25 protein-coding genes are annotated in these 26,528 nt (G+C 65.6%); 11 read left to right on the top strand and 14 right to left on the bottom strand.

Annotation, left to right across the window (positions count from 1 at the left end; all coding sequences use genetic code 11):
• Positions 1-397 precede the first annotated feature (397 nt).
• Genes ACOIX3_RS34910 through ACOIX3_RS34900 form a run of 3 tightly spaced genes read right to left on the bottom strand, consistent with a single transcriptional unit; the run spans position 398 to position 3,494 of the window.
• Positions 398-1,072 (bottom strand): RraA family protein, encoded by a 675-nt coding sequence (locus tag ACOIX3_RS34910; RefSeq protein WP_420966596.1) that lies wholly within the window; start codon positions 1,070-1,072, stop codon positions 398-400.
• Positions 1,073-1,105: 33 nt separating this feature from the next.
• A complete protein-coding gene (locus ACOIX3_RS34905) occupies positions 1,106-2,131 on the bottom strand; it encodes an amidohydrolase family protein (RefSeq protein WP_420966595.1) in 1,026 nt (341 codons plus the stop codon).
• A gap of 34 nt (positions 2,132-2,165) precedes the next feature.
• On the bottom strand, positions 2,166-3,494 hold the full coding sequence (locus tag ACOIX3_RS34900) for an MFS transporter (RefSeq protein WP_420966594.1): 1,329 nt from the start codon (positions 3,492-3,494) through the stop codon (positions 2,166-2,168).
• 202 nt (positions 3,495-3,696) lie between these two features.
• On the opposite strand from ACOIX3_RS34900, the gene ACOIX3_RS34895 reads away from it, so the two are divergent.
• The gene (locus ACOIX3_RS34895; RefSeq protein ID WP_420966593.1) at positions 3,697-4,632 is read left to right on the top strand and encodes a LysR substrate-binding domain-containing protein; all 936 of its coding nucleotides are present in this window, start codon (positions 3,697-3,699) and stop codon (positions 4,630-4,632) included.
• Between the two features lie 248 nt (positions 4,633-4,880).
• Positions 4,881-5,231 (top strand): hypothetical protein, encoded by a 351-nt coding sequence (locus tag ACOIX3_RS34890; protein ID WP_198964647.1) that lies wholly within the window; start codon positions 4,881-4,883, stop codon positions 5,229-5,231.
• A 6-nt stretch (positions 5,232-5,237) separates the two neighbouring features.
• Here the strand turns inward: ACOIX3_RS34890 and ACOIX3_RS34885 are convergent, their stop codons facing one another.
• Both ACOIX3_RS34885 and ACOIX3_RS34880 read right to left on the bottom strand, forming a co-directional pair.
• Entirely contained in the window at positions 5,238-5,951 is a 714-nt protein-coding gene (locus tag ACOIX3_RS34885; RefSeq protein ID WP_420966592.1) for a type 1 glutamine amidotransferase, read from the bottom strand.
• An 85-nt stretch (positions 5,952-6,036) separates the two neighbouring features.
• On the bottom strand, positions 6,037-7,011 hold the full coding sequence (locus ACOIX3_RS34880; RefSeq protein ID WP_420971867.1) for a hypothetical protein: 975 nt from the start codon (positions 7,009-7,011) through the stop codon (positions 6,037-6,039).
• Positions 7,012-7,518: 507 nt separating this feature from the next.
• Between ACOIX3_RS34880 and ACOIX3_RS34875 the strand changes: the two genes are divergently transcribed.
• Positions 7,519-8,067 (top strand): cytochrome b, encoded by a 549-nt coding sequence (locus ACOIX3_RS34875; protein WP_420966591.1) that lies wholly within the window; start codon positions 7,519-7,521, stop codon positions 8,065-8,067.
• A gap of 4 nt (positions 8,068-8,071) precedes the next feature.
• Here ACOIX3_RS34875 and ACOIX3_RS34870 read toward each other — a convergent pair whose 3' ends face one another.
• On the bottom strand, positions 8,072-8,560 hold the full coding sequence (locus ACOIX3_RS34870; RefSeq protein WP_420966590.1) for an Lrp/AsnC family transcriptional regulator: 489 nt from the start codon (positions 8,558-8,560) through the stop codon (positions 8,072-8,074).
• Between the two features lie 126 nt (positions 8,561-8,686).
• On the opposite strand from ACOIX3_RS34870, the gene ald reads away from it, so the two are divergent.
• Positions 8,687-9,802: an alanine dehydrogenase gene (gene ald, locus ACOIX3_RS34865; protein ID WP_420966589.1), complete on the top strand. Its 1,116-nt coding sequence runs from the start codon at positions 8,687-8,689 to the stop codon at positions 9,800-9,802.
• A 110-nt stretch (positions 9,803-9,912) separates the two neighbouring features.
• On the opposite strand, the gene ACOIX3_RS34860 is transcribed toward ald, so the two are convergent.
• Complete coding sequence (locus ACOIX3_RS34860) at positions 9,913-10,683, bottom strand: IclR family transcriptional regulator (protein ID WP_420966588.1); 771 nt, start codon at positions 10,681-10,683, stop codon at positions 9,913-9,915.
• 145 nt (positions 10,684-10,828) lie between these two features.
• Between ACOIX3_RS34860 and leuC the strand changes: the two genes are divergently transcribed.
• From leuC to ACOIX3_RS34830, 6 genes are read left to right on the top strand one after another with little or no spacing between them, the layout of a single operon-like run.
• A complete protein-coding gene (leuC, locus tag ACOIX3_RS34855; protein WP_420966587.1) occupies positions 10,829-12,232 on the top strand; it encodes a 3-isopropylmalate dehydratase large subunit in 1,404 nt (467 codons plus the stop codon).
• Positions 12,233-12,235: 3 nt separating this feature from the next.
• Positions 12,236-12,886: a 3-isopropylmalate dehydratase small subunit gene (gene leuD, locus ACOIX3_RS34850; RefSeq protein WP_420966586.1), complete on the top strand. Its 651-nt coding sequence runs from the start codon at positions 12,236-12,238 to the stop codon at positions 12,884-12,886.
• A complete protein-coding gene (gene leuB / locus ACOIX3_RS34845; protein WP_420966585.1) occupies positions 12,883-14,016 on the top strand; it encodes a 3-isopropylmalate dehydrogenase in 1,134 nt (377 codons plus the stop codon). The genes leuD and leuB overlap by 4 nt, the downstream gene beginning before the upstream one ends.
• Positions 14,016-15,077, top strand: coding sequence for an ABC transporter substrate-binding protein (locus ACOIX3_RS34840; protein WP_420966584.1), 1,062 nt, complete (start codon positions 14,016-14,018; stop codon positions 15,075-15,077). The genes leuB and ACOIX3_RS34840 overlap by 1 nt, the downstream gene beginning before the upstream one ends.
• Positions 15,074-15,907, top strand: a complete 834-nt coding sequence (locus ACOIX3_RS34835; protein ID WP_420966583.1) for an ABC transporter ATP-binding protein — start codon at positions 15,074-15,076, stop codon at positions 15,905-15,907. The genes ACOIX3_RS34840 and ACOIX3_RS34835 overlap by 4 nt, the downstream gene beginning before the upstream one ends.
• Positions 15,904-16,776, top strand: a complete 873-nt coding sequence (locus tag ACOIX3_RS34830; RefSeq protein ID WP_420966582.1) for an ABC transporter permease — start codon at positions 15,904-15,906, stop codon at positions 16,774-16,776. The genes ACOIX3_RS34835 and ACOIX3_RS34830 overlap by 4 nt, the downstream gene beginning before the upstream one ends.
• A gap of 89 nt (positions 16,777-16,865) precedes the next feature.
• On the opposite strand, the gene ACOIX3_RS34825 is transcribed toward ACOIX3_RS34830, so the two are convergent.
• The 7 genes from ACOIX3_RS34825 to ACOIX3_RS34795 all read right to left on the bottom strand — a co-directional run bounded on the left by ACOIX3_RS34825 (position 16,866) and on the right by ACOIX3_RS34795 (position 25,272).
• Positions 16,866-17,072, bottom strand: coding sequence for a hypothetical protein (locus ACOIX3_RS34825; protein WP_420966581.1), 207 nt, complete (start codon positions 17,070-17,072; stop codon positions 16,866-16,868).
• Between the two features lie 139 nt (positions 17,073-17,211).
• Positions 17,212-18,753, bottom strand: coding sequence for a galactarate dehydratase (gene garD / locus ACOIX3_RS34820; protein WP_420966580.1), 1,542 nt, complete (start codon positions 18,751-18,753; stop codon positions 17,212-17,214).
• Positions 18,754-18,942: 189 nt separating this feature from the next.
• Entirely contained in the window at positions 18,943-20,391 is a 1,449-nt protein-coding gene (locus ACOIX3_RS34815; RefSeq protein ID WP_420966579.1) for an aldehyde dehydrogenase family protein, read from the bottom strand.
• 17 nt (positions 20,392-20,408) lie between these two features.
• Positions 20,409-21,764 (bottom strand): glucarate dehydratase, encoded by a 1,356-nt coding sequence (gene gudD, locus ACOIX3_RS34810; RefSeq protein ID WP_420966578.1) that lies wholly within the window; start codon positions 21,762-21,764, stop codon positions 20,409-20,411.
• Positions 21,765-21,795: 31 nt separating this feature from the next.
• A complete protein-coding gene (gene kdgD, locus ACOIX3_RS34805) occupies positions 21,796-22,737 on the bottom strand; it encodes a 5-dehydro-4-deoxyglucarate dehydratase (RefSeq protein ID WP_420966577.1) in 942 nt (313 codons plus the stop codon).
• 127 nt (positions 22,738-22,864) lie between these two features.
• Entirely contained in the window at positions 22,865-23,770 is a 906-nt protein-coding gene (locus ACOIX3_RS34800) for a LysR substrate-binding domain-containing protein (protein ID WP_420971866.1), read from the bottom strand.
• A gap of 164 nt (positions 23,771-23,934) precedes the next feature.
• Complete coding sequence (locus ACOIX3_RS34795; RefSeq protein WP_420966576.1) at positions 23,935-25,272, bottom strand: MFS transporter; 1,338 nt, start codon at positions 25,270-25,272, stop codon at positions 23,935-23,937.
• Between the two features lie 212 nt (positions 25,273-25,484).
• Here ACOIX3_RS34795 and ACOIX3_RS34790 point away from each other — a divergent pair, with 212 nt between their 5' ends.
• Entirely contained in the window at positions 25,485-26,516 is a 1,032-nt protein-coding gene (locus ACOIX3_RS34790; protein ID WP_420966575.1) for an alpha/beta fold hydrolase, read from the top strand.
• The last annotated feature ends 12 nt before the right edge of the window (positions 26,517-26,528 follow it).

Raw genomic sequence — 26,528 nt, 5'->3', positions numbered from 1 at the left:
CAGTTCGGTCGGGGCGGGGGTCTGGGCCTGCGCCATCGTCAGCGGCGCTGCGGCTCCGATGGCGGTGAGCACGGCCGCAGCGCCGCGCGCAGTGAGCGAACCAGACAAAAATCGTGTTGCCGTACGCAACAACGCACCAGCCATAACGCCCACCCTGTTGTCCCGGTTCGACTTTTGTCCCCGACGAACCTTGGCTTCGAGACTGCGGGAGCGCTTTAGCTTTGGCAAACAAGATGTGTCCCGGAGGTCCGGGATTCTTTTCCATCTGCAATCGGGAAAAATTCCCGATGCCGGTCGACGGACGCGCCAACCGTTCGCGCGCCGGCGATTTTCGCCGGTTGTGCGGACACTTATGCCCAAGAGACAGGCATTCTGCCTCCCGGGCAGCGGCGGCAGGTCAGTCCTTGAACTCGCAGCCGAGGCGCTGCAGGGCCTCATCGACCCAGCGGCGGTCGCTGGTGCCGGCGAGGATCTGCTGGATGGCCTTCTCCTCGGTCGCCTTCTTGGCCTCGGTCAGCTTGCAAACGGCCTCGGCCTCGTCATGCGGCACGCAGAGCACGCCGTCGTCGTCGGCCACGATGAGATCGCCGGGCTCGACGATCATGCCGTCGATCGAGATCGTGCAGTTGATTTCGCCCGGGCCGTCCTTGTAGGGGCCGCGATGGGCGACGCCGGCGGCGAACACCGGGAACGATCCGGCGCGGATCGCGCCGGCATCGCGGATCGAGCCGTCGATCACGAAGCCCGCGACGCCGTTCTTCTCCGCCAGCGTCGACATGATCTCGCCGATGATGGCGTTGACGAGGACGCAGCCGGCATCGACCACGATGACGTCGCCAGGCTGGGCGAGGTCGATCGCCTTGTGCACCATCAGATTGTCGCCGGGCCGGGTCTTCACGGTCAGCGCCGGGCCGCCGAGCCAGCCGCCGGCATGCATCGGCCGCAGCCGGTTGGTGCCCGCGATCCGCGACATCACATCGCTGATATTGGCGACCGGCAGCGTGCGGTAGCGCGCGACGAGATCGGGCGAGACTTTCCGCTTCGCCTTGTGAATTGCAAATCCTATGGCCATCGGTGTTCTCCGGTGTGTTGTCGGCGCGGTCGGCTAATGCGCGCGGCGGTCGAGATGGGCGTTGAGGCGCGGATAGACGCGGCGGGCATTGCCTTCGAAGATCTTGGCCTTGTCCTCCGTGCTCAGGGGCAGCGCGTCGATGTAGCGGCGGGTGTCGTCGAAGTGATGACCCGTTTCAGGGTCGATGCCGCGCACCGCGCCGACCATCTCCGACGCAAACAGGATGTTCTCGACCGGGATCACCCGGGTCAACAGCTCGATGCCGGGGAGATGATAGACACAGGTGTCGAAGAACACATTCTTGAGCAGATGCTCCGACAGCGGCGGCAGCTTCATGTCCTGTGCGAGGCCGCGGTAGCGGCCCCAATGATAGGGCACCGCGCCGCCGCCATGCGGGATGATGAACCGCAGCGTCGGGAAGCGCTTGAACAGATCCGAGGTCAGGAACTGCATGAAGGCGGTGGTGTCGCCGTTGAGGTAGTGCGCGCCGGTGCCGTGGAAGCAGGGATTGCAGGACGAAGAGACATGGACCATCGCCGGCACGTCGAGCTCGACCATCTTCTCATACAGCGGGTACCACCATTCGTCGGTCAGCGGCGGATCGCACCAATAGCCGCCGGCGGGATCGGGATTGAGGTTGCAGCCGACGAAGCCGAGCTGCGTCACGCAGCGCTCGAGCTCCTCGATGCAGTTTTTGGGTTGCACGCCCGGGCTCTGCGGCAGCTGGCAGACGGGGACGAAATTCTGCGGGAACAGCGTGCAGACCCGGTGCACGAGGTCGTTGCAGATCGTGGTCCATTCGCGGCTGGTTGCTTCCTTGCCGACATGATGCGCCATGCCGGCGGCGCGCGGCGAGAAGATGGTGACGTCGGTGCCGCGCTCCTTCTGCAGGCGGAGCTGCGCGCCCTCGACGCTGGTGCGGATCTCGTCGTCGGTGATGCCGAGATTGGTGGTGAGCGGCCGGCGCGATTTGTCGGCGAGGCCGGCGAGCTGCTTGTCGCGGAAGATCTGCAGCTTGGCCGGCTCGGTGGTGTAATGGCCGTGACAGTCGATGATCATGGTTGCGTCCTTGTTGTTGCCCTTGGCGGGGGTGTCAGTGTGCGACGGTTGACGGGATCGCGCCCGTCAATTCCGTCTCGCGTGGTTTGACGCGCATGGTGGCGGCGATGGCGGAGGCGACGAACAGGAAGCCGGCGATGCCGACCAGCGCCCAGGAGAAGCTTCCGGTGGAGTCCTTGATCAGGCCGATGCACCAGGGGCCGATCAGCCCGCCGAACTGCGCCAGCGTGTTGACCATGGCGATCGCGGCGGCGCCGGCAGCGCCGGTCAGCAGCGAGGCGTTGATGCTCCAGAACAAGGGATTGCCGGCGTTCAGGCTGAAGCCGACGATGCAGAGGAACACGAAGGCCAGCACCGGGCTCGCGACATAGGCGCTGCCGAGCATGGCGACGGCGGCGAGCAGATAGACGGCCGCGAGATGAAACTTGCGATCCCCGGTCTTGTCCGAGCTGCGGCTCACCACGATGGTGCCGACGACGCCGAGCAGCGGCGGGATCGCCGACAGGAAGCCGACCTCGATGTTGCTGAGATTGCCCATGCCCTTGATGATCTGCGGCAGCCACAACAGCAGGCCATAGATGCCGACCAGCGCGCAGCCGAACAGCGCCGCCAGCAGCCAGACCCGGATATCGAGCACGCATTCGATCAACCTGTGCTGCCCCTGTTGTTCGATCTCGGCCCGCTCGGCGGCGAGCTCGCCTTCCAGCCAGGTGGCCTGTTCTTTGGTGAGCCAGTTCGCCTTGGCGGGACGGTCGGTCAGATAATAGAGCGTGAACAGGCCGAGCAGAATGGTCGGCACGCCCTCGGCGATGAACATCCATTGCCAGCCATGCAGGCCGGACGCGCCGTCGAACCACGTCATGATGCTGGTCGAGATCGGCCCGCCCAGGACCGCCGAGAACGAGCCGGCGATGATGTAGCCGGCCACCGCGCGGGCGCGGTAGCGTGCGGGGAACCAATAGGTCAGATAAAGCACCACGCCGGGCATGAAGCCGGCTTCCGCGACGCCGAGGCCGAACCGCATCACATAGAGGCTGAGCGGATTCCAGACAAAGGCGGTGAGCGTGGCGACGAGGCCCCAGGTGATCAGGATGCGCGCGAGCCAGATCCGGGCGCCGAGCCAATGCAGCATCAAATTGCTCGGCACCTCGAGCACCATGTAGCCGAGGAAGAAGATGCTGGCCGCAAAGCCGAAGATCGCGGGACTGAGGCCGAGGTCCTTGTTCATCGTCAGCCCGGCGTAGCCGAGATTGATGCGGTCGAGATAGTTGAAGAACATCATGACGAAGAGGATCGGGATCAGCCGCCAATAGACCCGGCGGATGGTTTGCTGTTCGAGCTCGCTGACGGACGCTTGGCCCATTGGAATCCTCCCTTGCTTTCTTGTTATCGCGCTTGTGATCCGAACCGGGCGGAGCGCCTGTTATTCGCGGCGATTTCGCATGGCTGACCGGCTGCGCGTGTTGCCCCTTGGAGCATCCGCGTTTTGCCGCCAAGATCGGGAAACGGCCGTGGGAGGTCAAATACCGCTTTGACCCGTCACTTATAGGGAAACGGAATAAGCGATGGATTACAGGCAGCTTCGCTACTTCATCGCGGTCGCCGAAGAACTCAGCTTCAGCCGCGCCGCCAAGCGGCTGCATGTCAGCCAGCCGCCGCTGAGCACGCAGATCAAGGCGATGGAGGAGGAGCTCGGCACCCAGCTGTTGTCGCGGACGCGGCGTGCGGTCGAGCTCACCCAGGCCGGCCAATTGCTGCTGGAACACGCACGGCGTGCCGTCAGCGAGCTCGACCTTGCGTCGGAGACCGTGCGCCGCGCCGCGCGCGGGGAGGCCGGCGCCGTTCGTGTCGGCTTTACCGACTCGGTTCCGATGCTCGATATGTTCGCCGAACTGTTCCGCAGCTTCCGCGGCAGCTATCCGCGGGTGAAGATCGAGCTCAGGCACATGTCGACGGCAAAACAGCTCCAGGCGCTCGTTGACGCCGAGCTCGACGTCGCGATCATGCGGCCGCCGCTGGATTTCCGGCCCGCGGCCGATCTGCAGGTTCACGTCGTCTGGCGCGACCGGTTGATGGTGTTCCTGCCGCTTGATCATCCGCTGGCCGCCGCGCCCGGCAAGCTCAGCGTTGCCGACCTTGCCGAGCACGAATTCGTCGGCATGGCGGAGAGCGGTTGCGGCGTCGGCGACCAGGCCGCGATGCTATGCCGGCGCGCCGGCTTTGCGCCGCGGATCGCGCAGGAGGCTCACGAACTGCGCACGGTGCTCAGCCTTGTTGCGGCCGGGATCGGACTTTCGATCCTGCCATCATGCTACCAGCAGGCCGGCGTCATGAACGTGGTCGCGAAAGCGCTCGACACGCCGGATGCGGAGAGCCGCATGCTGGTGGCGATGCGCTCGAACGCCTCGCTGCTGCCGCGCCGGTTCGTCGAATGCGCGTTGCAGGCGGCGTCGCGAAGTGCGCCGCCGCTGGTCCCCGAGGTCGCTGCGGCGATCCGCTGATCGAGCGGCGCCGAAGCCGATCGCGCGCGCTCGAGAAGGCGACCTGCCGTGCGCGGCACGCGGCGGTCCGCGCTCACATACTTTCGTCGGCCGTAGTCTCCCGGAATGCAGTCTGGCGTCGCTCTTGCATACTTCAATGCAAGGTGCTGGGGCGCCGATTCGTCGTGTTTCGCCCGTGACGGCAATGTCGCCGGCGAACGGTAAGTGATGCGCGCCCGCAGCTGGATCAGATCTGCGGAGACCACAACATGCACGCCATCACGCGTGCGGCACTGCTGCTGGGGACGATGTGGTTGACATCGCCGACCCTGGCGCGCGACGACGGCCGCTACGCCAATTCACCTCTAAAGCCCTGGTTTGAAAGCCTGCACAGCGGCTACGGACAATGCTGTTCCGACGCCGACGGATCCGTGGTCGCCGATCCGGACTGGGAATCGGATCACGGTCATTATCGCGTGCACATCGACGACGAATGGGTCGTGGTGCCGGACGAGGCCTTGATCACCGAGCCGAACAAGGTCGGGCGAACCATGGTGTGGAAGCATTATATCGACGGCCACCCGCGCGTGCGCTGCTTCATGCCGGGCAGCATGACCTGAGGGTTCTCACTCAGGCGCGCGGCGCGTGAGGAAGCGCGTCACCACGCCGCCGAGCGTGGCGTGGTCGAGCGGTGCGGCGAGCGATGCCTTGGCCGTCTCGACCACGGTATCAGGCGCGAGGCCGCGGCGCAGGTCGCATAGCGCGTCGGCGTAACCGGCGGTGAATTCCGGATGCGGCTGCACCGACAGCGTGGTGCCGTTGGCATAGAGCAGCCCGGCATGCGGGGTGAACTCGGACGCCATGATGGTGCGCGCGGAGGCGGGCGGGGTGATCACCTGGTCCTGATGCGAGGCGGCCACCGCGATCGCTTCACCGTCGAGCAGTCCGTTGTCCCGTGCGATCCGATAGACGTGGCGGCCGATGCCCCAGCCCTTCTCTGACTTGCGCACGGTGCCGCCGAGCGCCTGCGCGATTAGCTGATGGCCGAAGCAGACGCCGACCATCGGAACGCGCTTGTCGTGGGCTGTGCGCACGAAGGCTTCGAGCGGCGCGATCCAGGCGACATCGTCGTAGACACCGGCCGCTGATCCCGTGATCAGGATCGCATCCAATGTGGCGGGATCCGGAAGCGCCTCGCCGTTGGCGACGCTCACGACGTCGCAGGCAACGGATGGATCGGCCGCGGCCACCATCCGCTGGAACATCTGCGGATAGCTGCCGTGGCGCTCGCGGAATTGCGGACTGACGAGCCCGGTTTCGATGATGGTGATGCGGGGCATGGAACGCGCGGATGGATGAGCAGGGATGATCCAGCCTTTACTCCGAAAGCGCTGACGGCCACAAGCCGCGCGCGGCGAGCGCCGTTCAATTCCGTGACGGCGCCGCCGCGTCGATCGTTGCGGTGTGCTGCGCCGCCGGCGTCGTGCTCACGATCGCCGGTGCCGGGCGTTCGATCGCCTGCGTCGTGCTGACGATCGCAGGCTCGGTGCGGTAGCGCGGCAGCTGATCCTCGAGCGAGTAGCCGACGCAGAGCGCAAGGCTCGACCAGACCGCCATGCTGAAATACAGCGACATCCAGGCGATCTCCTCGCGCCACTCGGCGATGTCATGGGTCACGACCCAGCGCCGGCTGACGTCGCGCAGGCCTTCGAGCGGATGCAGCAGGGTGCCGCCGGCGGCGAGGTTGGCGCGCCACCGGTTCAGGTACATCGGGACGTCGACGGTCATCAGGAAGGCGAGGAAGGCGGCGATGCCGACGATCGCGACGATGAAGGCCCAGCGCACCGGGCCCTGAAACTCGGGCAGCAGCCGGCACAGCGCGATCCCGACCAGGAAGAACACCACGGCCCAGATCGAGTTCTCGATCGCGTTGCAGAGATAGTGGGTGGTCAGCACCGCATACCAGGAGAAGCATTCCGCGATCACGATCAGCGGCACAATGATCCAGGCGATGTTGATGGTGGTCTCGGCGCCGGTCATGCTGCCGAGCTGATACAGCACGATCGCCCATTGCGCGGCGAAGCAGACCTCGGCGACGGTGGCAACCGTGCGGCCGACCACGACGCTCGACAGCCAGGTGTCGAACAGGCAGATGCGCTGCACGTCGGCGCGCGGCAGCACCGAGCGGAACGCGCAGCCGAACACATAGGCCGCGCAAAGCAGCAGCATCAGGCCGATGCCGGACGTGTTGCTGAAGCTGCCGTTCGACTGCTCATGGAACTGGCGGTACAGCGCGAACCAGATCGCGATGTTGGCGGCGCTGACGAGGCTCAGGAAGCCCCACCACCGGACCACTGGATTCGACCAAGCCAGCGAAACCGGCCGCGCCCGCCACTCCATGCTCATTCACCGCTCCGCGTGTAACCGAACTGATATTGAATTGTAGTAATTCTGTCATAGAAGGTCACGAATCACGACTAAAAAATGCGTGTGGCGCGGGGCCGGGCGGCTCCGATTGTGAAAGCGTTTGTGACAGCGCGGCGTTTGTGACAGTGAGCGCGTGGCTGCGCGGACCCTCCGTTCGTCATTCCGAGGCGCGCCGTCCCTCCTTCGTCATTCCGGGATGCGCCGAAGGCGCAGGCCCGGAATCCATCGGGCCGCCGTGTTGCGGTTGGATGGATTCCGGGCTCGCGCGGAGCCTGTCATCGCGCCGCGCGCTGCGCGGACCCGTTGGCGTGCCCCGGAATGACGAGGGGGAGACATGGCCCTCCAGCCTTCGCGATCGTGATCGAAGGTGACGCCCGCGCCCGTAGGCAGGCGTCGCGCGATCATCTATGGAACGGCCTTCCATTTTCGGGCCGAACCCGCACGGGCGGCTTCAAGCCAAGGCGCCTTGTGACGACGGACATGACGGCCAGCTACGATCCGCTGCTCCGCCGGATTCACTGGGCGACGGCGGTGCTGTTCATCGCGGCCATGCTGATCGGGCTCTATTGCGGGCTACAGCCGGCGGGAACGTCGCCGCGGCGCGAGCTGCTCGAGCTGCACAAGTCGCTCGGCGTCACCCTGTTCTTCCTGGCGATCCTGCGGCTGATGGTGCGGGCCGTGACCACGGCGCCGCCGGAGCCGGGTTCGTTCTCGCCGCTCGTCAGGATCGCGGCACGGCTCAATCACTGGGCGCTCTACGCCGTCCTGTTCGTGATGCCTGTGACCGGATACATGTTCTCGTCGGCCGGCGGCTATTCGCTGCGCTATTTCTGGACCTTCAGCTGGCCGCGCCTGTTCGCCGACAACAAGGCGGTGGCGGAGGCCGGCGAGCTCGCGCATGGCCTGCTGGCCTATGTCGTCTATGCGGTGGTCGCGCTGCATATCGCCGCGACGCTCTGGCATGTCGTTGTCAAGAAGGACGAGACGCTGGCGCGGATGTGGCCGCGCGCGAGTCGCAATCCATCCTGATTGCTTAGCCGCGCAGTGCGGTTTCCGGAATGGTGCGGCGGACCACCTCGCGCATCGCGAAGCTGGAATGGATCCGAGCGACGCCCGGCATCCGCGACAGATGCTGCTTGTGGATGCGCTCGAAGTCGGCGATGTCGCGGGCGATCACTTGCAGATGATAATCGTCGCTGCCTGACATCAGATGGCAGGACACGACATCGGGGCAGCGTGCGATCGCGGCCTCGAAGGCCGCGAGATAATCCTCGCTCTGCTTCTCCAGCGTGATGGTGACGACGACGGTTGTCACAAGGCCGAGCGCGCTCGGTTCGAGGTCGGCGCGGTAGCCGCGGATCACGCCGATCTCCTCGAGATGCCGAATGCGCCGCGCGCAGGCGGTCGGCGACAGCCCGACCTTCTCGGCCAGCTCGATCTGGCTCGCGCGGGCGTCGGCGACCAGCTCGCCAAGGATTCTGAGGTCGATGCGATCGAGACCGTCCACGCAGTTTTCCTTCAAGAGCCAAGCCGTCAATGAAGGATATGAGCGTATTTGGCTGTGAGCAAGCCGGAATTCGCTGAGAAACGCCGTGTGACGGGGCATAGCCTTGACGGTAGCGGAAGCGAATCTTTCAAGGAGCGGACCATGCGCATTGGCGTGCCCAAGGAGATCAAGGTCGAGGAATATCGGGTCGGGCTGACGCCCGCCTCGGTGCGGGAATATGTGGCGCACGGCCACGACGTCGTGGTCCAGCGCGGCGCCGGTGACGGCATCGGCGCCGGCGACGACGTCTACAGCCAGGCCGGCGCACGGATTGCCGACACCGCCGAAGAAGTGTTCTCGGTCGCCGAGATGATCGTGAAGGTGAAGGAGCCGCAGCCATCCGAATGGATCAGGCTGCGCGAGGGCCAGATCCTCTTCACCTATCTGCATCTTGCGCCCGACGTGCCGCAGACCGCGGGGCTGATCGCCTCCGGCTGCACGGCGGTCGCCTATGAGACCGTGACCGACGCGCATGGCGGGCTGCCGCTGCTCGCGCCGATGAGCGAAGTCGCCGGCCGGCTGGCGATCGAGGCCGCGGGGGCTGCGCTGCGCAAATCCGCCGACGGGATGGGCAAGCTGCTCGGCGGCGTGCCGGGCGTTCCGCCGGCGCGCGTTGCGATCATCGGCGGCGGCGTGGTCGGCACCCATGCGGCGCGGATGGCGGCCGGGCTCGGCAGCGACGTCACCATTCTTGACCGTTCATTGCCGCGGCTCCGCGCGCTCGACGACCTCTTCCTCGGGCGCGTCCGCACCCGATACGCCACGCTGGAGGCGATCGAGCAGGAGGTTTTCGCAGCTGACGTTGTGATCGGCGCGGTGCTGGTGCCCGGTGCCAGCGCGCCGAAACTTGTCTCGCGCGCACAGCTTGCAGGCATGAAACGCCGTGCGGTGCTGGTCGACGTCGCCATCGATCAGGGCGGCTGTTTCGAGACCTCGAAGGCGACCACGCACCAGGCGCCGACCTATCTGGTCGACGACATCGTGCATTATTGCGTCGCCAACATGCCGGGCGCAGTGCCGGTCACCTCGAGCCATGCGCTCAACCACGCCACCTTGCCGTTCGGCCTGGCGCTGGCCTCGAAGGGATTGCGCGCGCTGGTCGAGGATCCGCATCTGCGCGCCGGCCTCAACGTCCATCGCGGCCGCATCACCAACCGCGCGGTGGCCGAGAGCCAGCATCTGTCGGCCGTGATGCCGGAGGAAGCGCTGGCGTCGTAGGAATTTCGGCGCAAAGCCAGGTATTCGTAGCCCGGATGCAGCGAAGCGAAATCCGGGGCTGGTCTTTCCATGAAGGACCTGACCCCGGATTGCGCTTCGCTCCATCCGGGCTACGGCGCCACTTCTATCAGTTCTTTCAGCCGGCTCTGCATGACTTCAATGATGTGCTCGCGCTTTGCCGCGATCCGTTCGATTGGTCCGCCGATGCCGATCGCGAGCGGCGCGCGTCGCTTCGGCAGGGGAACAAGCATGCCGATTGTGTTTGCGCCCGGCGTCGTGCGGCCGCTCGACTCGGAAAAGCCGCGGCGGCGGATGCGCTCGACCTCCTCCAGAAAGGCCGCTTCGCGAACGCGCGCCGACTGACTCGGCTCCTCGGCGTTATTCCGACGGATGATGCCGCGAATTTTGGTGTTCGGCATTTGGCTCAGCAGCACGTGTCCGAGCGCGGTGCGAACCATCGGTCGTATTTGACCGGCATTTGCAATGAACTGAAGCTGATTGCCGCCGGGGACAACGTGCAGATACCGCATCCCGGCGGCGCCGGCCTGTTGTCCGAGCATGACGGTCTCGCCGCCCGTCGCGGTCCAGAGTTCCTCCATCAGATCGGTGAGCTTTGTGTCCCGGAACGGAGAACGACGGATCCAATCACCAAGCAGATTGACCCGGTAGCTGGGGATGAAACGCCGGGTCCGTCGGTCGTATTCAAGGTAGTTCAATTCAACGAGACTGCGAAGCAGCACTGACGTGCTCGATTGGGGCATCTCCAGCGCGGAAGCTATTTCAGTCACGGAAGCAGCCCGCTTTCTTTCCCGAAAGAACTCCAGAACAGCAAACGACCGCATGGCCGATTTGACGATGGCCGTTTTGCTCGCGTTCGGCATGGCTGTCTCCGCGGCGGGGCAATGACCGCGCCTCCATCACATATGTGATGTTAGGGCAAAACTGCTTCACTTGACGACAACTTTGGCACAGATTGGCGCCAATTCGATCAAGCCGCATGGAAACGCGGAGAGCAGGGGAAGGCGGATGCCCGGACGGAGTTTGCTCGAGAAGATCTGGGACCAGCATGTCATCGCCCGCCTCAGCGAGGACACGGACCTCCTTCATCTCGACCGCCATCTGCTGCACGATCTCGGCGGCTCGCGCGGCCTGCTCGATCTCAAGAGCCGTGGCCTCGTGGTTCACAATCCCGAACTGACGTTTGCGACGCCGGATCATGCACTCTCGACGGCGCCCGGCCGCGCCGGAACCAGCAAGATCGGACAGGAATTGCTCGCCGCGCTGCGGGCCGAGACGGCGGCGAGCGGCATCACGCTGTTCGATGTCGATCAGCCCGGCCAGGGCATCGTCCACGTCATCGGGCCGGAGCTCGGCTTGAGCCTGCCCGGTGCGACGATCGTCTGCGGCGACAGCCATACCTGCACCCATGGCGGCCTCGGCGCGCTCGCCTTCGGCATCGGGTCGAGCGAGCTCACCCACGTGCTGGCGACGCAGGCGCTGATCCAGAAGCGTCCGAAGACGATGCGCGCGCGCTTCGAGGGCAAGCTGCCGCTCGGCGTCACCGCCAAGGACATGATCCTCGCACTGATCGGACATATCGGCGCGGCTGGCGGCACCGGTTATGCGGTCGAATATGCCGGCAGTGCGATCCGCGAACTGCCGATCGAGGGACGGCTGACGATCTGCAACCTCTCGATCGAGCTCGGCGCCAAGATGGGCATGGTGGCGCCCGATGAGAAAACCTTCGAGTACCTGCGCGGCCGTCCCTACGCGCCACAAGGCGAGATGTGGGATCTCGCGGTCAAGGCATGGCGCCAACTGCCGAGCGATCCCGACGCGGTGTTCGACCGCGAGGTGGTGATCGATGTCGAGACAATCATCCCGCAGGTGACCTGGGGCATCAGCCCCGAGCATGTCGTCGGCGTCGATGGCCTCATTCCCGATCCGAAGACGGTCGACGATCCGGCGCGGCGCGCCGCGATCGAGACCGCGCTTGAATATATGGGCCTGCAGGGCGGTGCGCCGATTGCCGGCACGCCGGTCGATTGGGTGTTCATCGGCTCCTGCACCAACAGCCGGCTCAGCGATCTGCGTGCCGCGGCCGAGGTCGCGCGCGGCCGCAAGGTCGCGCCCGGGGTCCGGGCCTGGGTGGTGCCGGGCTCGGAGAACGTCAAGCGCGAGGCGGTTGCCGAAGGGCTCGACAAGATCTTCATCGACGCCGGCTTCGAATGGCGCGAGCCGGGCTGCTCGATGTGCCTGGCCGCCAATGGCGAGGTGGTGGCGCCCGGGCAGCGCTCGGTCTCGACCTCGAACCGCAATTTCGTCGGCCGGCAGGGGCCGCGGGCGCGGACGCATCTGGCGAGCCCCGCGAGTGCGGCGGCCTCGGCCATTGCCGGTGCGATCGCCGATGTCAGGATGATGGGGCGCTAGACGATGCCAAAACCGTTCGACAAGCTCACCGCAACCGCCGCGCCGATCATGCGCGCCAATATCGATACCGACGTGATCATCCGCATCGAGCGCCTGGTCGGCAATTCGATCCGCGGCACGCTCGGCAAATGGGCGTTCGGCTCGCTGCGCTATCTGGCCGACGGCTCGGAGAATCCGGATTTCATCCTCAACCGCGAGCCGTATCGCGAGGCTGAGATCTTGGTGACCGGACCGAATTTCGGCTGCGGCTCCTCGCGCGAGGGCGCGGTGTGGTCGCTGCAGGAGCGCGGCATCCGCGCCGTCATCGGCTCCGGCTTCGGCGACATCTTCTTCGCCAACTGCTTCCAGAACGGCATCCTGCCCGTCGTCGTCGACAAGGCGGTGGTCAATCAGCTTGCCGCCGACATCGAGGCGACGCAGGGCGCGGGCAAGGTCTCGATCGACCTTGAGGCGCAAACCATCGTCTCGCCGTCGGGCGCGCGGCATTCCTTCGAGATCGACCCGCGGCGGCGCGAAGGGCTGTTGAAGGGGCTCGACGAGGTGGCGCTGACATTGCAGCGCGATGACGAGATCCACGCTTTCCAGGCTTCGGACCGCACGGCGCGGCCCTGGATTCACTTTGCAACGACACCCGCTTCAAGGACACCGGCATGAGCACGCAATCCAACATGGTCAAGGTCGCCGTCGTCGGCGGCGAGGGCATCGGCCCCGAGGTCACCGCACAGTCGCGCCGCGTGCTCGAGTGGTTCGCGGCCAAACGGAACGTGCCTATGACCTTGCGCGAGGCGCAATACGGCCTGATCCCGTATCTGGCGACCGGCAAGGTGCTGCCCGAGGACACCGCGGAGGCGATGGACGAGGCCGACGCCATCCTGTGGGGCGCGACTGGTGGTCCCGAGACCACCGAAGTGCCGGCGGCCGCGCGCAAGGCCGGCAGTCTCTTGGGCCTGCGCAGCAAGTACGACCTCTACGCCAATCTGCGGCCGATCGTGGCGAGCCCGGCGCTGTCGGCGTCGGCGCCGCTCAAGCCCGAGGTGCTCGACGGCGTCGATTTCGTCATCATCCGCGAATTGACCAGCGGCATCTATTTCGGTGAGCCGCGCGGCATCGAGACATTGCCCGACGGCCAGCGCCGCGGCTTCAACACCGAGCAGTACACGACGAACCAGATCCGCCGCGTGGCGCGCTCGGCATTCGAGCTGGCGCGAACCCGGCGCAACAAGGTCTGCTCGGTCGACAAGGCCAATGTGCTGGAGACCAGCGTGGTCTGGCGCGAGGAGGTGATCAGGCTGCACAAGGAGGAGTTCTCCGACGTCGAGCTGACCCATCTCTATGTCGACAACGCCGCGATGCAGATCGTGCGCGAGCCGCGGCAGTTCGACGTCATGGTGACCGGCAACATCTTCGGCGACATCCTGTCCGACTGCGCGGCGATGGCGTCCGGCTCGCTCGGCATGCTGCCGTCGGCCTCGCTCGGCCCGGTCGATCGCTTCGGCCGGCGCAAGGCGCTGTATGAGCCGGTGCATGGCAGCGCGCCCGATATCGCGGGCAAGAGCGTCGCCAATCCGCTCGGCTCGATCCTCAGCGTCGCGATGCTGCTGCGCCTGACGCTGAACCGCCCCGAGGATGCCGACCTGCTGGAAAAGGCGGTGCAGAGTGCGCTTGCCTCCGGCGCACGAACGGCCGACATTGCGGAAGCGGGTGCGAAGAAGCTGTCGACCGTCCAGATGGGCGACGCGGTGCTCAGCGCGCTGGACAAGATCTCGGCCAAGGAGCACGCGTGATGCCTTATGTCGCCATGCCCCACATTTCGCGGCGGTCGGCCCTGACGGTGATCGCCGCCGGCGGTGCAGCGCTGGCGACCGGGCGGGTATGGGCGCAGGCGGCCGCGGGACGGGCGATCTATCCGGTCGCGGTGCCGGTCTATCAGACGCAATTTGTCGCTGACCGCATCGGCTACTTCAAGGAGGCCGGGCTCGACTGCAAGCTGGTGCAGGGCGGCAGCGGTGTGAAGACCCGCGAGATCATCGCCTCCTCGCAGGGCGATATCGGGATCGGCGACGTCACCCATCCGATGCAGCTGACCAATCACGGCCGTGCTGCGCGCGTGCTGCTACCGGTCGACACACGGTCGAACTCGGTGATGTTCATCCTGCGCAAGGATCTGAAGGACCAGGGCATCAACTCGCTGGAGGCCTTCACGCAATGGAAGCGGCCCGACGGCCGCAAGCCGATCGTCTCGGTCTCCTCGCTCGGCGGCACCAACCATGTCTGGTCGTCCTACTACATGGAAACCATGGGGCTCGACGACAAGGTGACCTGGATCGGCACCGGCAATGTCGACACCATGCTGGGGTCGTTGAAATCGAAGCAGGTCGATATTCTCGTCAGCTCGCTGTCGCTGCTCAACGAGGCGCAGCAGCAGGGCTGGGGCGAATTGCTGTTCGACGGCACTGACGAGGCGATCTGGAATAAGCATATCGGCGGCAAGGTGCCGGTGACCGCGCATTTCACATTGCAGGCCACCATCGACAAGGACCCGGCCAAGATGCAGGCCTACGTCACCGCGCTGTGGCGCGCCTCGCAGTGGATCAAGTCCCACAAGGCGACCGAGGTCTACGACGCCATCGAGCCCTATGTCGGCAGCACCTCGCGCGACGCCAATCTGCTGGAGATATCAGCGATCCAGAAGGTCGCGGACTATGAGGGTACTGTCGACGCGGCGAGCTTCGCGCGCGGCGAGAAGGTCTGGTTCCGCGAGATGACCGGCATCAAGCCGCTCAAGATCGCCGACGTGGTCAACTCCAATCTCATCGACGCGGCGCGAAAGGCCTATCCGGGTTGAGCGCGCTCGAGACGAGCGCAACCGTATCGCCGCGCGCCTCGGCCGACCGCCGCGTCGAGGTCAAGGGCCTGAGCAAGTCGTTCCAGCTCGCCAAAACCACGATCGAGGCCGTCCGTGACGTCAGCTTCGACGTGCGGCGCGGCGAGTTCGTCGCGTTGCTCGGCCCGTCCGGCTCCGGCAAGAGCACGGTGCTCAACATGATCGCCTCGCTGATCCGCCCCACCGGCGGCGAGATCCTGATCGACGGAAAGCGCGTCGTCGCCGGCAAGGCGACGCCCGATGTCGGCTACGTGTTCCAGCGCGACACGCTGTTTCCCTGGCGGACCGTCGCCGACAATATCGGCTACGGGCTGGAGCTATCCGGCGTGTCGGCTCAAGAGCGGAAGGAGCGCATCGCGCAATGCGTCGCGCAGGCCGGGCTGAAGGGATTTGAGAACGCCTATCCGTCGGCACTTTCGGGTGGCATGCGACAGCGTGCGGCGCTGATGCGGACCCTGATCGTCGAGCCGCAGATCCTCTTGATGGACGAGCCGTTCGGCGCGCTCGATACCCACACCAAGATCGACATGCACGAGGTGCTGCTGCGGATCTGGGAGCGCGAGCAGCAGACCGTGCTGTTCGTGACCCACGATCTCGGCGAGGCGCTGACGCTCGCTGACCGCATCATCCTGTTCTCGGCGCGGCCGGGCCGGATCAAGGACATGTTCGCAGTCGACTTCGCGCGCCCGCGCGATGCGGTGAAGGTGCGCGAGACGCCGCGCTATGCCGAGCTGTTCCAGCACATCTGGCACTCGCTCGGCGAGGAATTCGTCAAGGGCCGCAGCACATGAAGCGGTACAGCATGATGAACACGATCGGCTGGCAGCTCCTGATCTGCGCCATCGTGCTGTCGGTCTGGCAATGGGGCTATGACCTGCGCAGCAAACTGCCGTGGCTGGTGCCCGATCTGCTCGACCCGTACTTCATCTCGAAGCCGTCGATGATCTTCGACAATTTCCTGGTCCAGAGCTGCCTGACGACCAAGCTCGGCGTCTTCAACGGCTGGTTCAACGGCCAGTTCGCAAAGTGCCTGGCGCGCAACGAGAACAATCTCTGGGCCGCGACGGCGATCACGCTGAAGAACACCTTCTTCGGCTTCGTCACCGGCGTGGTCAGCGGCTTCGCCGCCGGGCTGATCCTCGGGCGATCCGATCGGCTCAGCGCGATCTTCCAGCCGTTCATCACCGCGGTCAATTCGATCCCGCGGATCGCGCTGGCGCCGATCATCGTCCTGGCGTTCGGGATCGGCGACATGTCGAAGATCGTGACGTCCTGGATCGTCGTTGTGTTCCTGGTGTTCTTCAACACCTTCGAGGGCGCGCGCTCGATCGATGAAGGCTTTACCAACGCGGCGCGGCTGCTCGGCGCCAGCGAGTGGCAGATCACCCGCACGGTGGTGATCCCCTCGACCATGGCCTGGGTGTTCGCCTCGCTGACACCTGCGATCTCGTTCGCGCTGATCGGCGTCATCGTCGGCGAGTTCATCGGCGCCGAGCGCGGCATCGGCCGCCTCATCATCGAGTCGGAGGCGCGCGGCGAGGCCTCGGGCATGATGGTCGCGGTCGTGGTCTTGATGCTGGTCGGCGTCGTGCTGTCGGCAATCATCTGGCGGCTGCAGGCCTATCTGCTGCGCTGGCAGCGGCACCGCAGCGCCGAGTAGGAGCGGCCCGCGGCGACATTTGATTGTCGCGCGCGGGCCATTTCCAGACATGGGATTTTCAGACCTGGAAATTTCAGACCTGGGCTGGCTCAGATTCGTGCTGCGGTTTCCGACGGAGCTGCGGCTGCGGTTTCCGACGGCGAGGTCTCGCCGTCGAGCCAATCCTGCTCCTTGGCCAGCGCGCGCCAGGCCGCTTCCATGCGCTTGTAGCGGTTGTAGGTCGGCTCGTCGTCGGCGCGCTCGGCAAGCTGCGCGCAGTTCTCCGCATTGTCGAGGAAGTGCTGCGATTGCTTCATGGAATGTCCTCCTGTTGATGAGGACGTGGGCCATCAAATCGGGCTATTCAACACATGGAACATGAGCATTTCGCCACACAGGTGAATGTCTGTTCAGCGAGGTTCCCGAACAGGGCCGCTTTCGCGAACGCTGCGCTGCTCAGGTGACCGGCGCCGGGTTGAACAGCGTCAGATCGTTGTGGATACCCCAGCGGTCCGACCACGGCTTGGTGCGGCCGCTCGCGACGTCGAGGATCAGGCGGAACAGATCCCAGCCGGTTTCCTCGATGGTCTTCTCGCCGGTCGCGATGCAGCCGGCGTCGAAATCGATCAGGTCCTTCCAGCGCCGCGCCAGCTCGCTGCGGGTCGCGACCTTGATGACGGGGGCTGCGGCGAGGCCATAGGGCGTGCCGCGGCCGGTGGTGAACACCTGCAAGGTCATGCCGGAGGCGAGCTGCAGGGTGCCGCAGATGAAGTCGCTCGCCGGTGTCGCGGCAAACAGCATGCCCTTCTGCCGCGCCTTCTCGCCCGGCGACAGCACGCCGGCGATCGGGCCGGAGCCGGACTTGACGATCGAGCCCAGGGATTTTTCAACGATGTTGGCGAGCCCGCCCTTCTTGTTGCCCGGCGTCGTGTTGGCGCTGCGGTCGGCGCCGCCGCGGGCGAGATAGGCGTCGTACCAGGCCATCTCGCGGATCAGCGCGCGGCCGACATCCTCGTTGACGGCGCGGCGGGTCAGCAGCTGGATCGCGTCGCGCACCTCGGTCACTTCCGAGAACATCACAGTCGCGCCGGCGCGAACCAGCAGGTCGGCGGCGAAGCCGACCGCGGGGTTCGCCGTGACGCCGGAGAATGCATCGCTGCCGCCGCATTGCAGGCCGATCACGAGATCGGCGGCCGGGCAGGTCTCGCGCGTGCGGGCGTTGAGCACCTTCAGGCGGGCCTCGGCCTGGGTCATGATGGCGTCGACGATGGCGCCGAAGCCGTCGAAGGCTTCGTCCTGCATCCGCACGATGGCGTCGTTGACGCCTTCCGGCACCAGCCGTTCCGGCGCGAGCTTCTCGCAGCCGAGCCCGACCACGAGGATCTCGCCGCCGAAATTCGGATTGAGCGCGAGGTTCTGCAACGTGCGGATCGGCACCACGGCGTCGGGCGCCGTGATCGCGACGCCGCAACCATAGGCGTGGGTCAGCGGCACGACGTCATCGACATTGGGATATTTCGGCAATAGCTCGGCGCGGATGCGCTTGACGGCGTACTCCATCGTGCCCTTGACGCATTGCACGGAGGAGGAGATGCCGAGGATGTTCTTCGTTCCCACCGAACCATCGCGATTGCGATAGCCCTCGAAGGTGAAGCCTTCGAGCGGCGGCGGTGCCGGCGGCACCGCGGTTGCAATCTCGAGCTGATCGAGCGACGGCGCGTCGGGCATGCGGATGCGCGCCTCGTCGACCCATTCGCCGGCCAGGATCGGCGACAGCGCATGGCCGATCACCTCGCCATAGCGGACGATCGCCGCGCCCTCGGCGATGTCCTCCAGCGCGGTCTTGTGGCCCTGCGGCACGAAGGTGCGCAGCGTCAGGCCGCAGGCGAAGCGCGAGCCGGCGGGCAAGCCGAAATCATTCACGACGATCGCGACATTGTCGCGCGCGTTGAGCTTGATGTAGCGGGGCTGCTCCTGCGCGCCGATCGACTGGTCCATGACGCTCTCCTGAGGTTTTCGGCGCTAACGGCTCTCTTGCTTCACCTCTCCCGCTTGCGGGGGAGGTCGGCACGCGTAGCGTGACGGGTGGGGGCTCTCTCCACAGTATGACTTGTGGAGAGAGCCCCCACCCCAACCCTCCCCCGCAAGCGGGAGAGGGGGCGCAGCACCGACGAGGTGCGACTGCCTTCACCCCGGGAATGTATAAGCCGTCTTCACCGTGGTGTAGAACTCGCGGGCATAGGCGCCCTGTTCGCGCGCGCCGTAGCTCGAGCCTTTGCGGCCGCCGAACGGCACGTGGTAATCGACGCCGGCGGTCGGCAGATTGACCATCACCATGCCGCTCTCGCTGTTGCGCTTGTAGTGCGAGGCGTGTTTCAGGCTGGACGTGCAGATGCCCGACGCAAGGCCGAACTCGGTGTCGTTGGAGATCGCAAGCGCCTCCTCATAATCCTTGGCGCGGATCACGCAGGCGACCGGGCCAAAAATCTCCTCGCGGGCGATCCGCATCTGGTTGTTCGCCTCGGTGAACAGCGCGGGCTGCAGATAGAAGCCGGGCGTCTCGCGGTTCAGCAGTTCGCCGCCCCAGTGCAGCCGGGCGCCTTCGTCCTGGCCGAGCTTGATGTAGCGGAGGTCCTGGTCGAGCTGGCTCTGGTCGACCACGGGGCCGACATGCACGCCGCTCTTCAGCGCGTCATCCACCGAGAGCCCCTTCATGCGCTCGGTCATCGCGGCGACGAAGCGGTCGTGAATCCCCGCGGTGACGATCAGGCGCGAAGACGCCGTGCAGCGCTGGCCGGTCGAGAAATAGGCGCCGTTGACCGCGACCTCGACCGCGACCTTGACGTCGGCGTCATCGAGCACGACCAGCGGGTTCTTGCCGCCCATCTCGAGCTGGAACTTCTTCATCGGATTGGAGAGCACGCAGGCCTGCGCGATCTTGCGGCCGGTCTGTACCGAGCCGGTGAAGGAGATCGCGGCAACATCAGGATGATCGAGCAGGGTCTGGCCGACCACCGAGCCCGAGCCGACCACGAGGTTGAAGACTCCGGCCGGAATGCCGGAGCGCGCGATGATCTCGGACAGCGCATGCGCGGAGCCCGGCACCAGCTCGGCCGGCTTGAACACCACTGAATTGCCGTAGCAGAGCGCGGGCGCGATCTTCCAGGCCGGGATCGCGATCGGGAAATTCCACGGCGTGATCATGCCGATGACGCCGACCGGCTCGCGGGTGATCTCGACATCGAGGCCGGGGCGCACCGATGCTCCCTTCTCGCCCATCAGCCGCAGCGCCTCGCCGGCGAAGAACGCAAAGATCTGCCCGGCGCGCGCCACCTCGCCGATGCCCTCGGGCAGCGTCTTGCCTTCCTCGCGCGCCAGCAGGCGGCCGAGCTCTTCCTTGCGGGCGAGGATTTCGACGGAGATCCTGGTCAGCGCGTCAAAGCGCTCCTGCGGCGTTGAGCGCGCCCAGGCCGGGAAGGCGGCCTTCGCCGCGGCGATCGCCTTTTCGGTCTGTGCCTTGTCGGCCTTGGCGTATTCGCCGACCACGTCGGCCGTGTTGGAGGGGTTGATGTCCCGCGTGATGCTTGTTCCGTCGATCCATTCGCCGGCGATGAAGTTCTTCTGGTGGGCGGTCATGTTTCCAACCTTTCTTGTTAGCGCACGAGGCAGGGACGCTTGTCGTCGAATGTCCAGCCGGGAATCAGGAACTGCATGGCCAGCGCATCGTCGCGTGCGCCGAGGCCATGCTGCTTGTATAGCGCGTTCGCCGCCTCGATGGCACCGCGATCGAGCTCGATGCCGAGGCCGGGACGGTCCGGGATCGCGATCTTGCCGCCCTTGATCTGCAACGGCTCCTTGGTCAACGCCTGGCCGTCCTGCCAGATCCAGTGGGTGTCGATCGCGGTCACCTTGCCGGGCGCGGCGGCGCCGACATGGGTGAACATCGCCAGCGAAATGTCGAAATGGTTGTTGGAGTGCGAGCCCCAGGTCAGGCCGTTGTCGCGGCAGGTCTGCGCCACCCGCACCGAGCCCTGCATGGTCCAGAAATGCGGATCGGCGAGCGGAATGTCGACGGCGCCGAGCCGCAGCGCGTGGGAGAGCTGGCGCCAGTCGGTCGCGATCATGTTGGTCGCGGTCGGCAGCCCGGTGGCGCGGCGGAACTCGGCCATGATCTCGCGGCCGGAGAAGCCGGCCTCGGCACCGCAGGGATCCTCGGCATAGGCCAGCACGCCATGCATGTTGCTGCAGAGCCGGATCGCCTCGTCGAGCGACCAGGCGCCGTTGGGGTCGAGCGTGACGCGCGCGTTCGGAAAGCGCTTTGCGATTGCGGTGACGGCCTCGATCTCCTGTTCGCCCTCGAGCACGCCGCCCTTGAGCTTGAAATCGGCAAAGCCGTAATGCGCCTGCGTCGCCTCGGCGAGCCGGACGATCGCCTCCGGTGTCATCGCCACCTGATGGCGCAGGTTGAACCAGTCCGCCTTGCCGGTCTCGCCCTCGACATAAGGCAGGCTGGTCTTCTTGCGGTCGCCGACGAAGAAGAGATAGCCGAGCGTCTCGACGCTCGCGCGCTGCTGGCCCTCGCCGAGCAGCGCTGCGACCGGGAGATTGAGATGCTGGCCGAGCAGATCGAGCAGCGCGGATTCCACCGCCGTCACGGCATGGATGGTGACGCGCAGGTCAAAGGTCTGCTTGCCCCGGCCGCCGGCGTCGCGGTCGGCGAAGGTCTGGCGCATCGACGCCAGGATGTTGTTGCACGCGCCGATGCTCTGGCCGACGACGAGGTCGCGGGCATCCTCCAGCGTCTTGCGGATCTTCTCGCCGCCCGGCACCTCGCCGACGCCGGTATGGCCGGAATTGTCTGACAGGATGACGAGGTTGCGGGTGAAGAACGGCGCATGTGCGCCGCTCAGATTGAGGAGCATGCCGTCGCGGCCGGCGACCGGGATCACCTCCATCGCCGTGACGACGGGGGCGCCGGCAAAGCCGGTGCGGATCGTGTCTTGAATCATCTGCTCCTCCGTTGGTCGTTGGCCGTTCGGCCTATTCCGCCGCCTGCTGGGTCGCGGCCTGCGGCAGCTTTGCCACCAGTGTCGCGAGCTCGGCGATCTCCTGCTCGGTGAGATCGGTCAGCGGCGGGCGCACCGGGCCGGAATCGCGGCCGATCACTTTCATGCCGGCCTTGATGATCGACACCGCATAGCCCTTCTTGCGATTGCGTATCGCGATCAGCGGCAGGATGAAATCCTTCAGGCCTGCATGGATGCTCTGATGATCGCGCCGGCGCACTGCGGCGTAGAATTGGGTGGCGAATTCCGGTACGAAGTTGAACACCGCCGACGAATAGGTGGTCACGCCCATGTCGAGATAGGGCAGCGCAAAGGTCTCCGCGGTCGGCAGGCCGCCGATATAGGTCAGGCGGTCGCCGAGCCTGGTGTAGACGCGGGTCATCAGCTCGATGTCGCCGATGCCGTCCTTGTAGCCGACGAGGTTCGGGCAGCGCTCGCAGAGCCGCGCCAGCGTGTCCGGCTGCAGGATCGCATTGTCGCGGTTGTAGACGATGACGCCGATCTTGACCGACGAACACACCGCCTCGACATGGGCGGCGAGGCCGTCCTGCTCGGCATGGGTGAGATAGGGCGGCAGCAGCAAGAGGCCGTCGGCGCCGGCCTTCTCGGCGCCGATAGCGATCTCACGGGCGATCGCGGTGCCGTAGCCGGTGCCGGCCAGCACGGGCACGCGGCCCTTGGTTTCTTCGACCGCGATCTTCACGACGTGGGGAACTTCAGCCGGCGTCAGCGAGAAGAACTCGCCGGTGCCGCCGGCGGCGAACAGGCCGGCGACGTCATAACCGCACAGCCAGTCCATGTTGGCGCGATAGGTCGCCTCGTCGAACGAATAGTCCGGCTTGAACGGGGTCACGGGAAAAGACAGGAGGCCGCCACCGATTCTCGCGGCCATCTCCCGAGGGGTCATCTTGCTCATGGCGCCACTCCTTGAATGATGTTGGGATAAGGGATGCGCGAGCAGCGCGCGTCCATGGCCGAATTCTTAGGGAATGCTTCGATGCGCGTCCAAGCCAAACGCGGTATCGAGTGATGCACAATCTGCATCAATCGCCGCGCAGATGCGGCGCGGCGATTTCGGTTGCGATCTCGATCAGGGACGGCAGCAACTGGTTCTCGTGATCGCGCCGCCACACCATGAACAATTCGACCGGCACCGGCGTGCGCAGCTTCAGCGGCTTCAACTTGACGTCCGCGATCTTCAGGCTGGCGGCGGCCTCCGGCACGATGGCGACGCCGAGCCCGGCGCGCACCATGGCGAGGATCGAGTGGATCTGGCTGAGATGCTGCACATAGCGCGGCAGCACGTCGGCGCGCGTGAACAGCGACACCAGCAGATCGTGGAAGTAGCGCGCCTCATAGGGCGAATACATCACGAAGGGCTGGTCGTCGAAATCCTTGATGCTGACGGTTTCCGCCGCGGCCAGCGGATGCTTCTTCGGGATCGCAGCCAGCAGCGGCTCGGCGACGACGCGGCGACTTGCGAATTCCGGCCGCGCGATCGGCGGGCGCAGCAGGCCGGCATCGATCTGGCCGGTGGTGAGCGCCTCGAACTGATCGCCCGACACCATCTCCTTGAGGGAAAAATCGACCTCGGGCAGGCGGGAGCGGGCGGCTGCAATCAAGTCGGGGAGGAAGCCGTAGGCGGCCGCGGCCGTGAAGCCGATCTTGAGCGAGCCGGTCTTGCCGAGCGCGATGCGACGGGCGACCTGCGAAGCGGATTCCGCGAGCTTGAGGATGCGCCGCGCCTCGGGCAGGAAGCTGCGTCCCGCCGGGGTCAGCCGCACCGAACGGCTGGTGCGTTCCAGCAGCGGCGCGTCGATGATGTGCTCGAGCACCTGGATCTGCCGGCTGAGCGGCGGCTGCGTCATGTTGAGCCGCGCCGCGGCGCGGCCGAAGTGCAATTCCTCGGCTACCGTGACGAAACAGCGGAGCTGGTTCAGGTCGAACATCGATGCTAGCCTGGAATGGATCGGTCGAGGATTTGTACGTTCTAGCATCGATGCCTCCCACTGGCCAAGAAGACAAAAAAGCAGACAAACAAGAAGACAAAGACGGCGGCCGAAGCCGCCGTTGATCTGCTGTTGCGGCGGCGCAGCCTTATTGCCTACTTGGCTCAGGCCGCCTTCAGCTGCACCCGCTTGATCTCGCCGACGATGAACAGATAGGCGATCGCCGCGACCAGCGCGTTGGCGCCGACGAACACCAGCGCGCCGTTGAACGAGCCGGTGGCGGCCAGGATGTAGCCGATGATGATCGGCGTGGTGATCGAGGACAGATTGCCGAAGGTGTTGAACAAGCCGCCGGAGACGCCGCCGGCTTCCTTTGGCGAGGTGTCGGAGACGACGGCCCAGCCGAGCGCGCCGATCCCCTTGCCGAAGAAGGCGAGCGCCATGAAGCCGACCACCAGCGCCTGGCTGTCGACGTAGTTGCAGGCGATGATCACCATCGACAGCAGCATGCCGCCGACGATCGGGATCTTGCGCGCCATGGTCAGCGAGCCGGTGCGGCGCAGCAGGTAGTCCGAGATCACGCCGCCGAGCACACCGCCGACGAAGCCGCACAGCGCCGGCAACGTCGCGACGAAACCGGCCTGCAGGATCGAGAGCCCGCGTTCCTTCACCAGATAGACCGGGAACCAGGTCAGGAAGAAGTAGGTCAGCGTGTTGATGCAGTACTGGCCGATATAGACGCCGAGCATCATGCGGTTGGCGAGCAGCTGGCGAATATGGTCCCAGCCGGGGCCGCTGTCCTGCGTCTTGCCGGCCTTCGCCGCATCCATGTCGACCAGCGCGCCGCCCTGCTTGATGTAGTCGAATTCGGCCTCGTTGATCCCAGGATGGTCCTTCGGCTCGTAGATCGTCTTGATCCAGGCGATGCCCATGATGATGCCGAGCCCGCCCATCACGTAAAACACGTGGCGCCAGCCGTATTCGTGCGCGATCCAGCCCATCAGCGGTGCGAAGATCACGGTCGCGAAATATTGTCCGGAGTTGAAGAACGCCGATGCCGTGCCGCGCTCATTGCCGGGGAACCAGGCTGCGACGATGCGGGCATTGGCCGGGAACGATGGCGCTTCGGCGAAGCCGACCAGGAAACGCAGCCCGAACAGCAGGGCCACGGCCGCGCCGGCCGAGAGGAACCCAACCAGACCCTGCATCGCGGTGAAGATCGACCAGACGATGATGCTGATCGCATAGACCCATTTGGAGCCGTAGCGGTCGAGCAGCCAGCCGCACGGCACCTGAGCGATCACATAGGACCAGCCGAAGGCCGAGAACACGTAACCCATCGCGACGGGGTCGAGATGCAGTTCCTTGGAAAGGGCAGGGCCGGCGATCGAGAGCGTGGCGCGATCGGCATAATTCACGGTGGTGACGAGAAACAGCATCGTCACGATCAACAACCGGACGCGGGATCGCCGCGCGTCCGTGGCGGACACAATTGCGCTCATTCGCGCCTCCTTAAGATTTCCTCGGGGTCTGTCCTAGAGAGATGACGGCAATGGGTCCAAGCCGAAACGGGTATTGATCGATACCGATTTTGAATGGATCGGCCCGGTGTCATTCCACCTTCGCCGCTCTTGCTTCGGTTCCTAATTAGTGTACTATAAGTACAGTTATTGAAGGCGCAACGTCGCGCCCTGCCGATCGAGGTCGAATGCGCATGACCACGCCACGTGACTATGAGGTGTTCGAGGCAGGCAGGGTGACCTTGCAGGGCGGCGCGGTGTTTCCGCAGCTTGCGCTCGCCTACAAGACCTACGGCACGCTGAACGCGGCCAAGGACAACGTCATTCTCTATCCGACGTCGTTCGCCGCACAGCATTACGACATCGAATGGCTGGTGCAGCCGGGCGGGGCGCTCGATCCCGAGCGCTACTTCATCATCATCGCGAACCTGTTCGGCAACGGCCTGTCATCCTCGCCGTCGAATTCGAGCGAGGTGCTCGGCGGCGCACCATTTCCAGCCTTCACCTATCTTGACGCCGTCGCCATCCAGCGGCGGCTGCTGGTCGAGCGGTTCGGCGTGACCAAGCTCGCGCTGGTCTACGGCTGGTCGATGGGCGGCATGCAGGCCTATCACTGGGCCGCGCGCTATCCTGACATGGTGGAACGCGCGGCGGTGGTCTGCGGCAGCGCGCGGTGCTCGCCTTACAATCATGTCTTCCTCGAAGGTGTGAAGGCCGCGCTGACCGCCGATCCCGCCTATCAGGATGGCCGCTTCGTCGCCAAGCCGACAGTGGGCCTTCGCGCGATGGGGCGCGTCTATGCCGGCTGGGCGATGTCGCACGCGTTCTATCGCGAGGAAGTCTGGCGCGAGGCCGGCTTCAGCTCGTTGGAGGACTACCTCGCGGGATCCTGGGACGGGGCCTTCGCGCGGCGCGATGCGAACAATCTGCTGGCACAGATTGCGATCTGGCAGGACGGCGATATCAGCCGCTGCGATGAATTCGGCGGTGACTTCGACCGCGCAATGGCGGCGATCAGGGCCCACGTGCTGCTGATGCCGGGGCGTACCGACCGCTATTTCGATCCGCGCGACAACGAGGATGAGCTCGGCCGCCTGGTCAATGCCCGCTCAGCGGCGCTGCATGCGATCCCCTCGATCCACGGGCACCGGGCCGGCAATCCCGTCAACAACGCCGAAGACCGCGCCTTCATCAACGCCGAAATCTCGGCGCTCTTGCAACGCTGACAGGTGAGACGT

This window comes from Bradyrhizobium sp. B120 (assembly GCF_049075665.1).
In the GTDB taxonomy this organism is placed as follows: domain Bacteria; phylum Pseudomonadota; class Alphaproteobacteria; order Rhizobiales; family Xanthobacteraceae; genus Bradyrhizobium.
The sequence above is the reverse complement of the archived record's forward strand: the minus strand, read 5'-3'. Positions and strand labels throughout refer to the sequence as shown.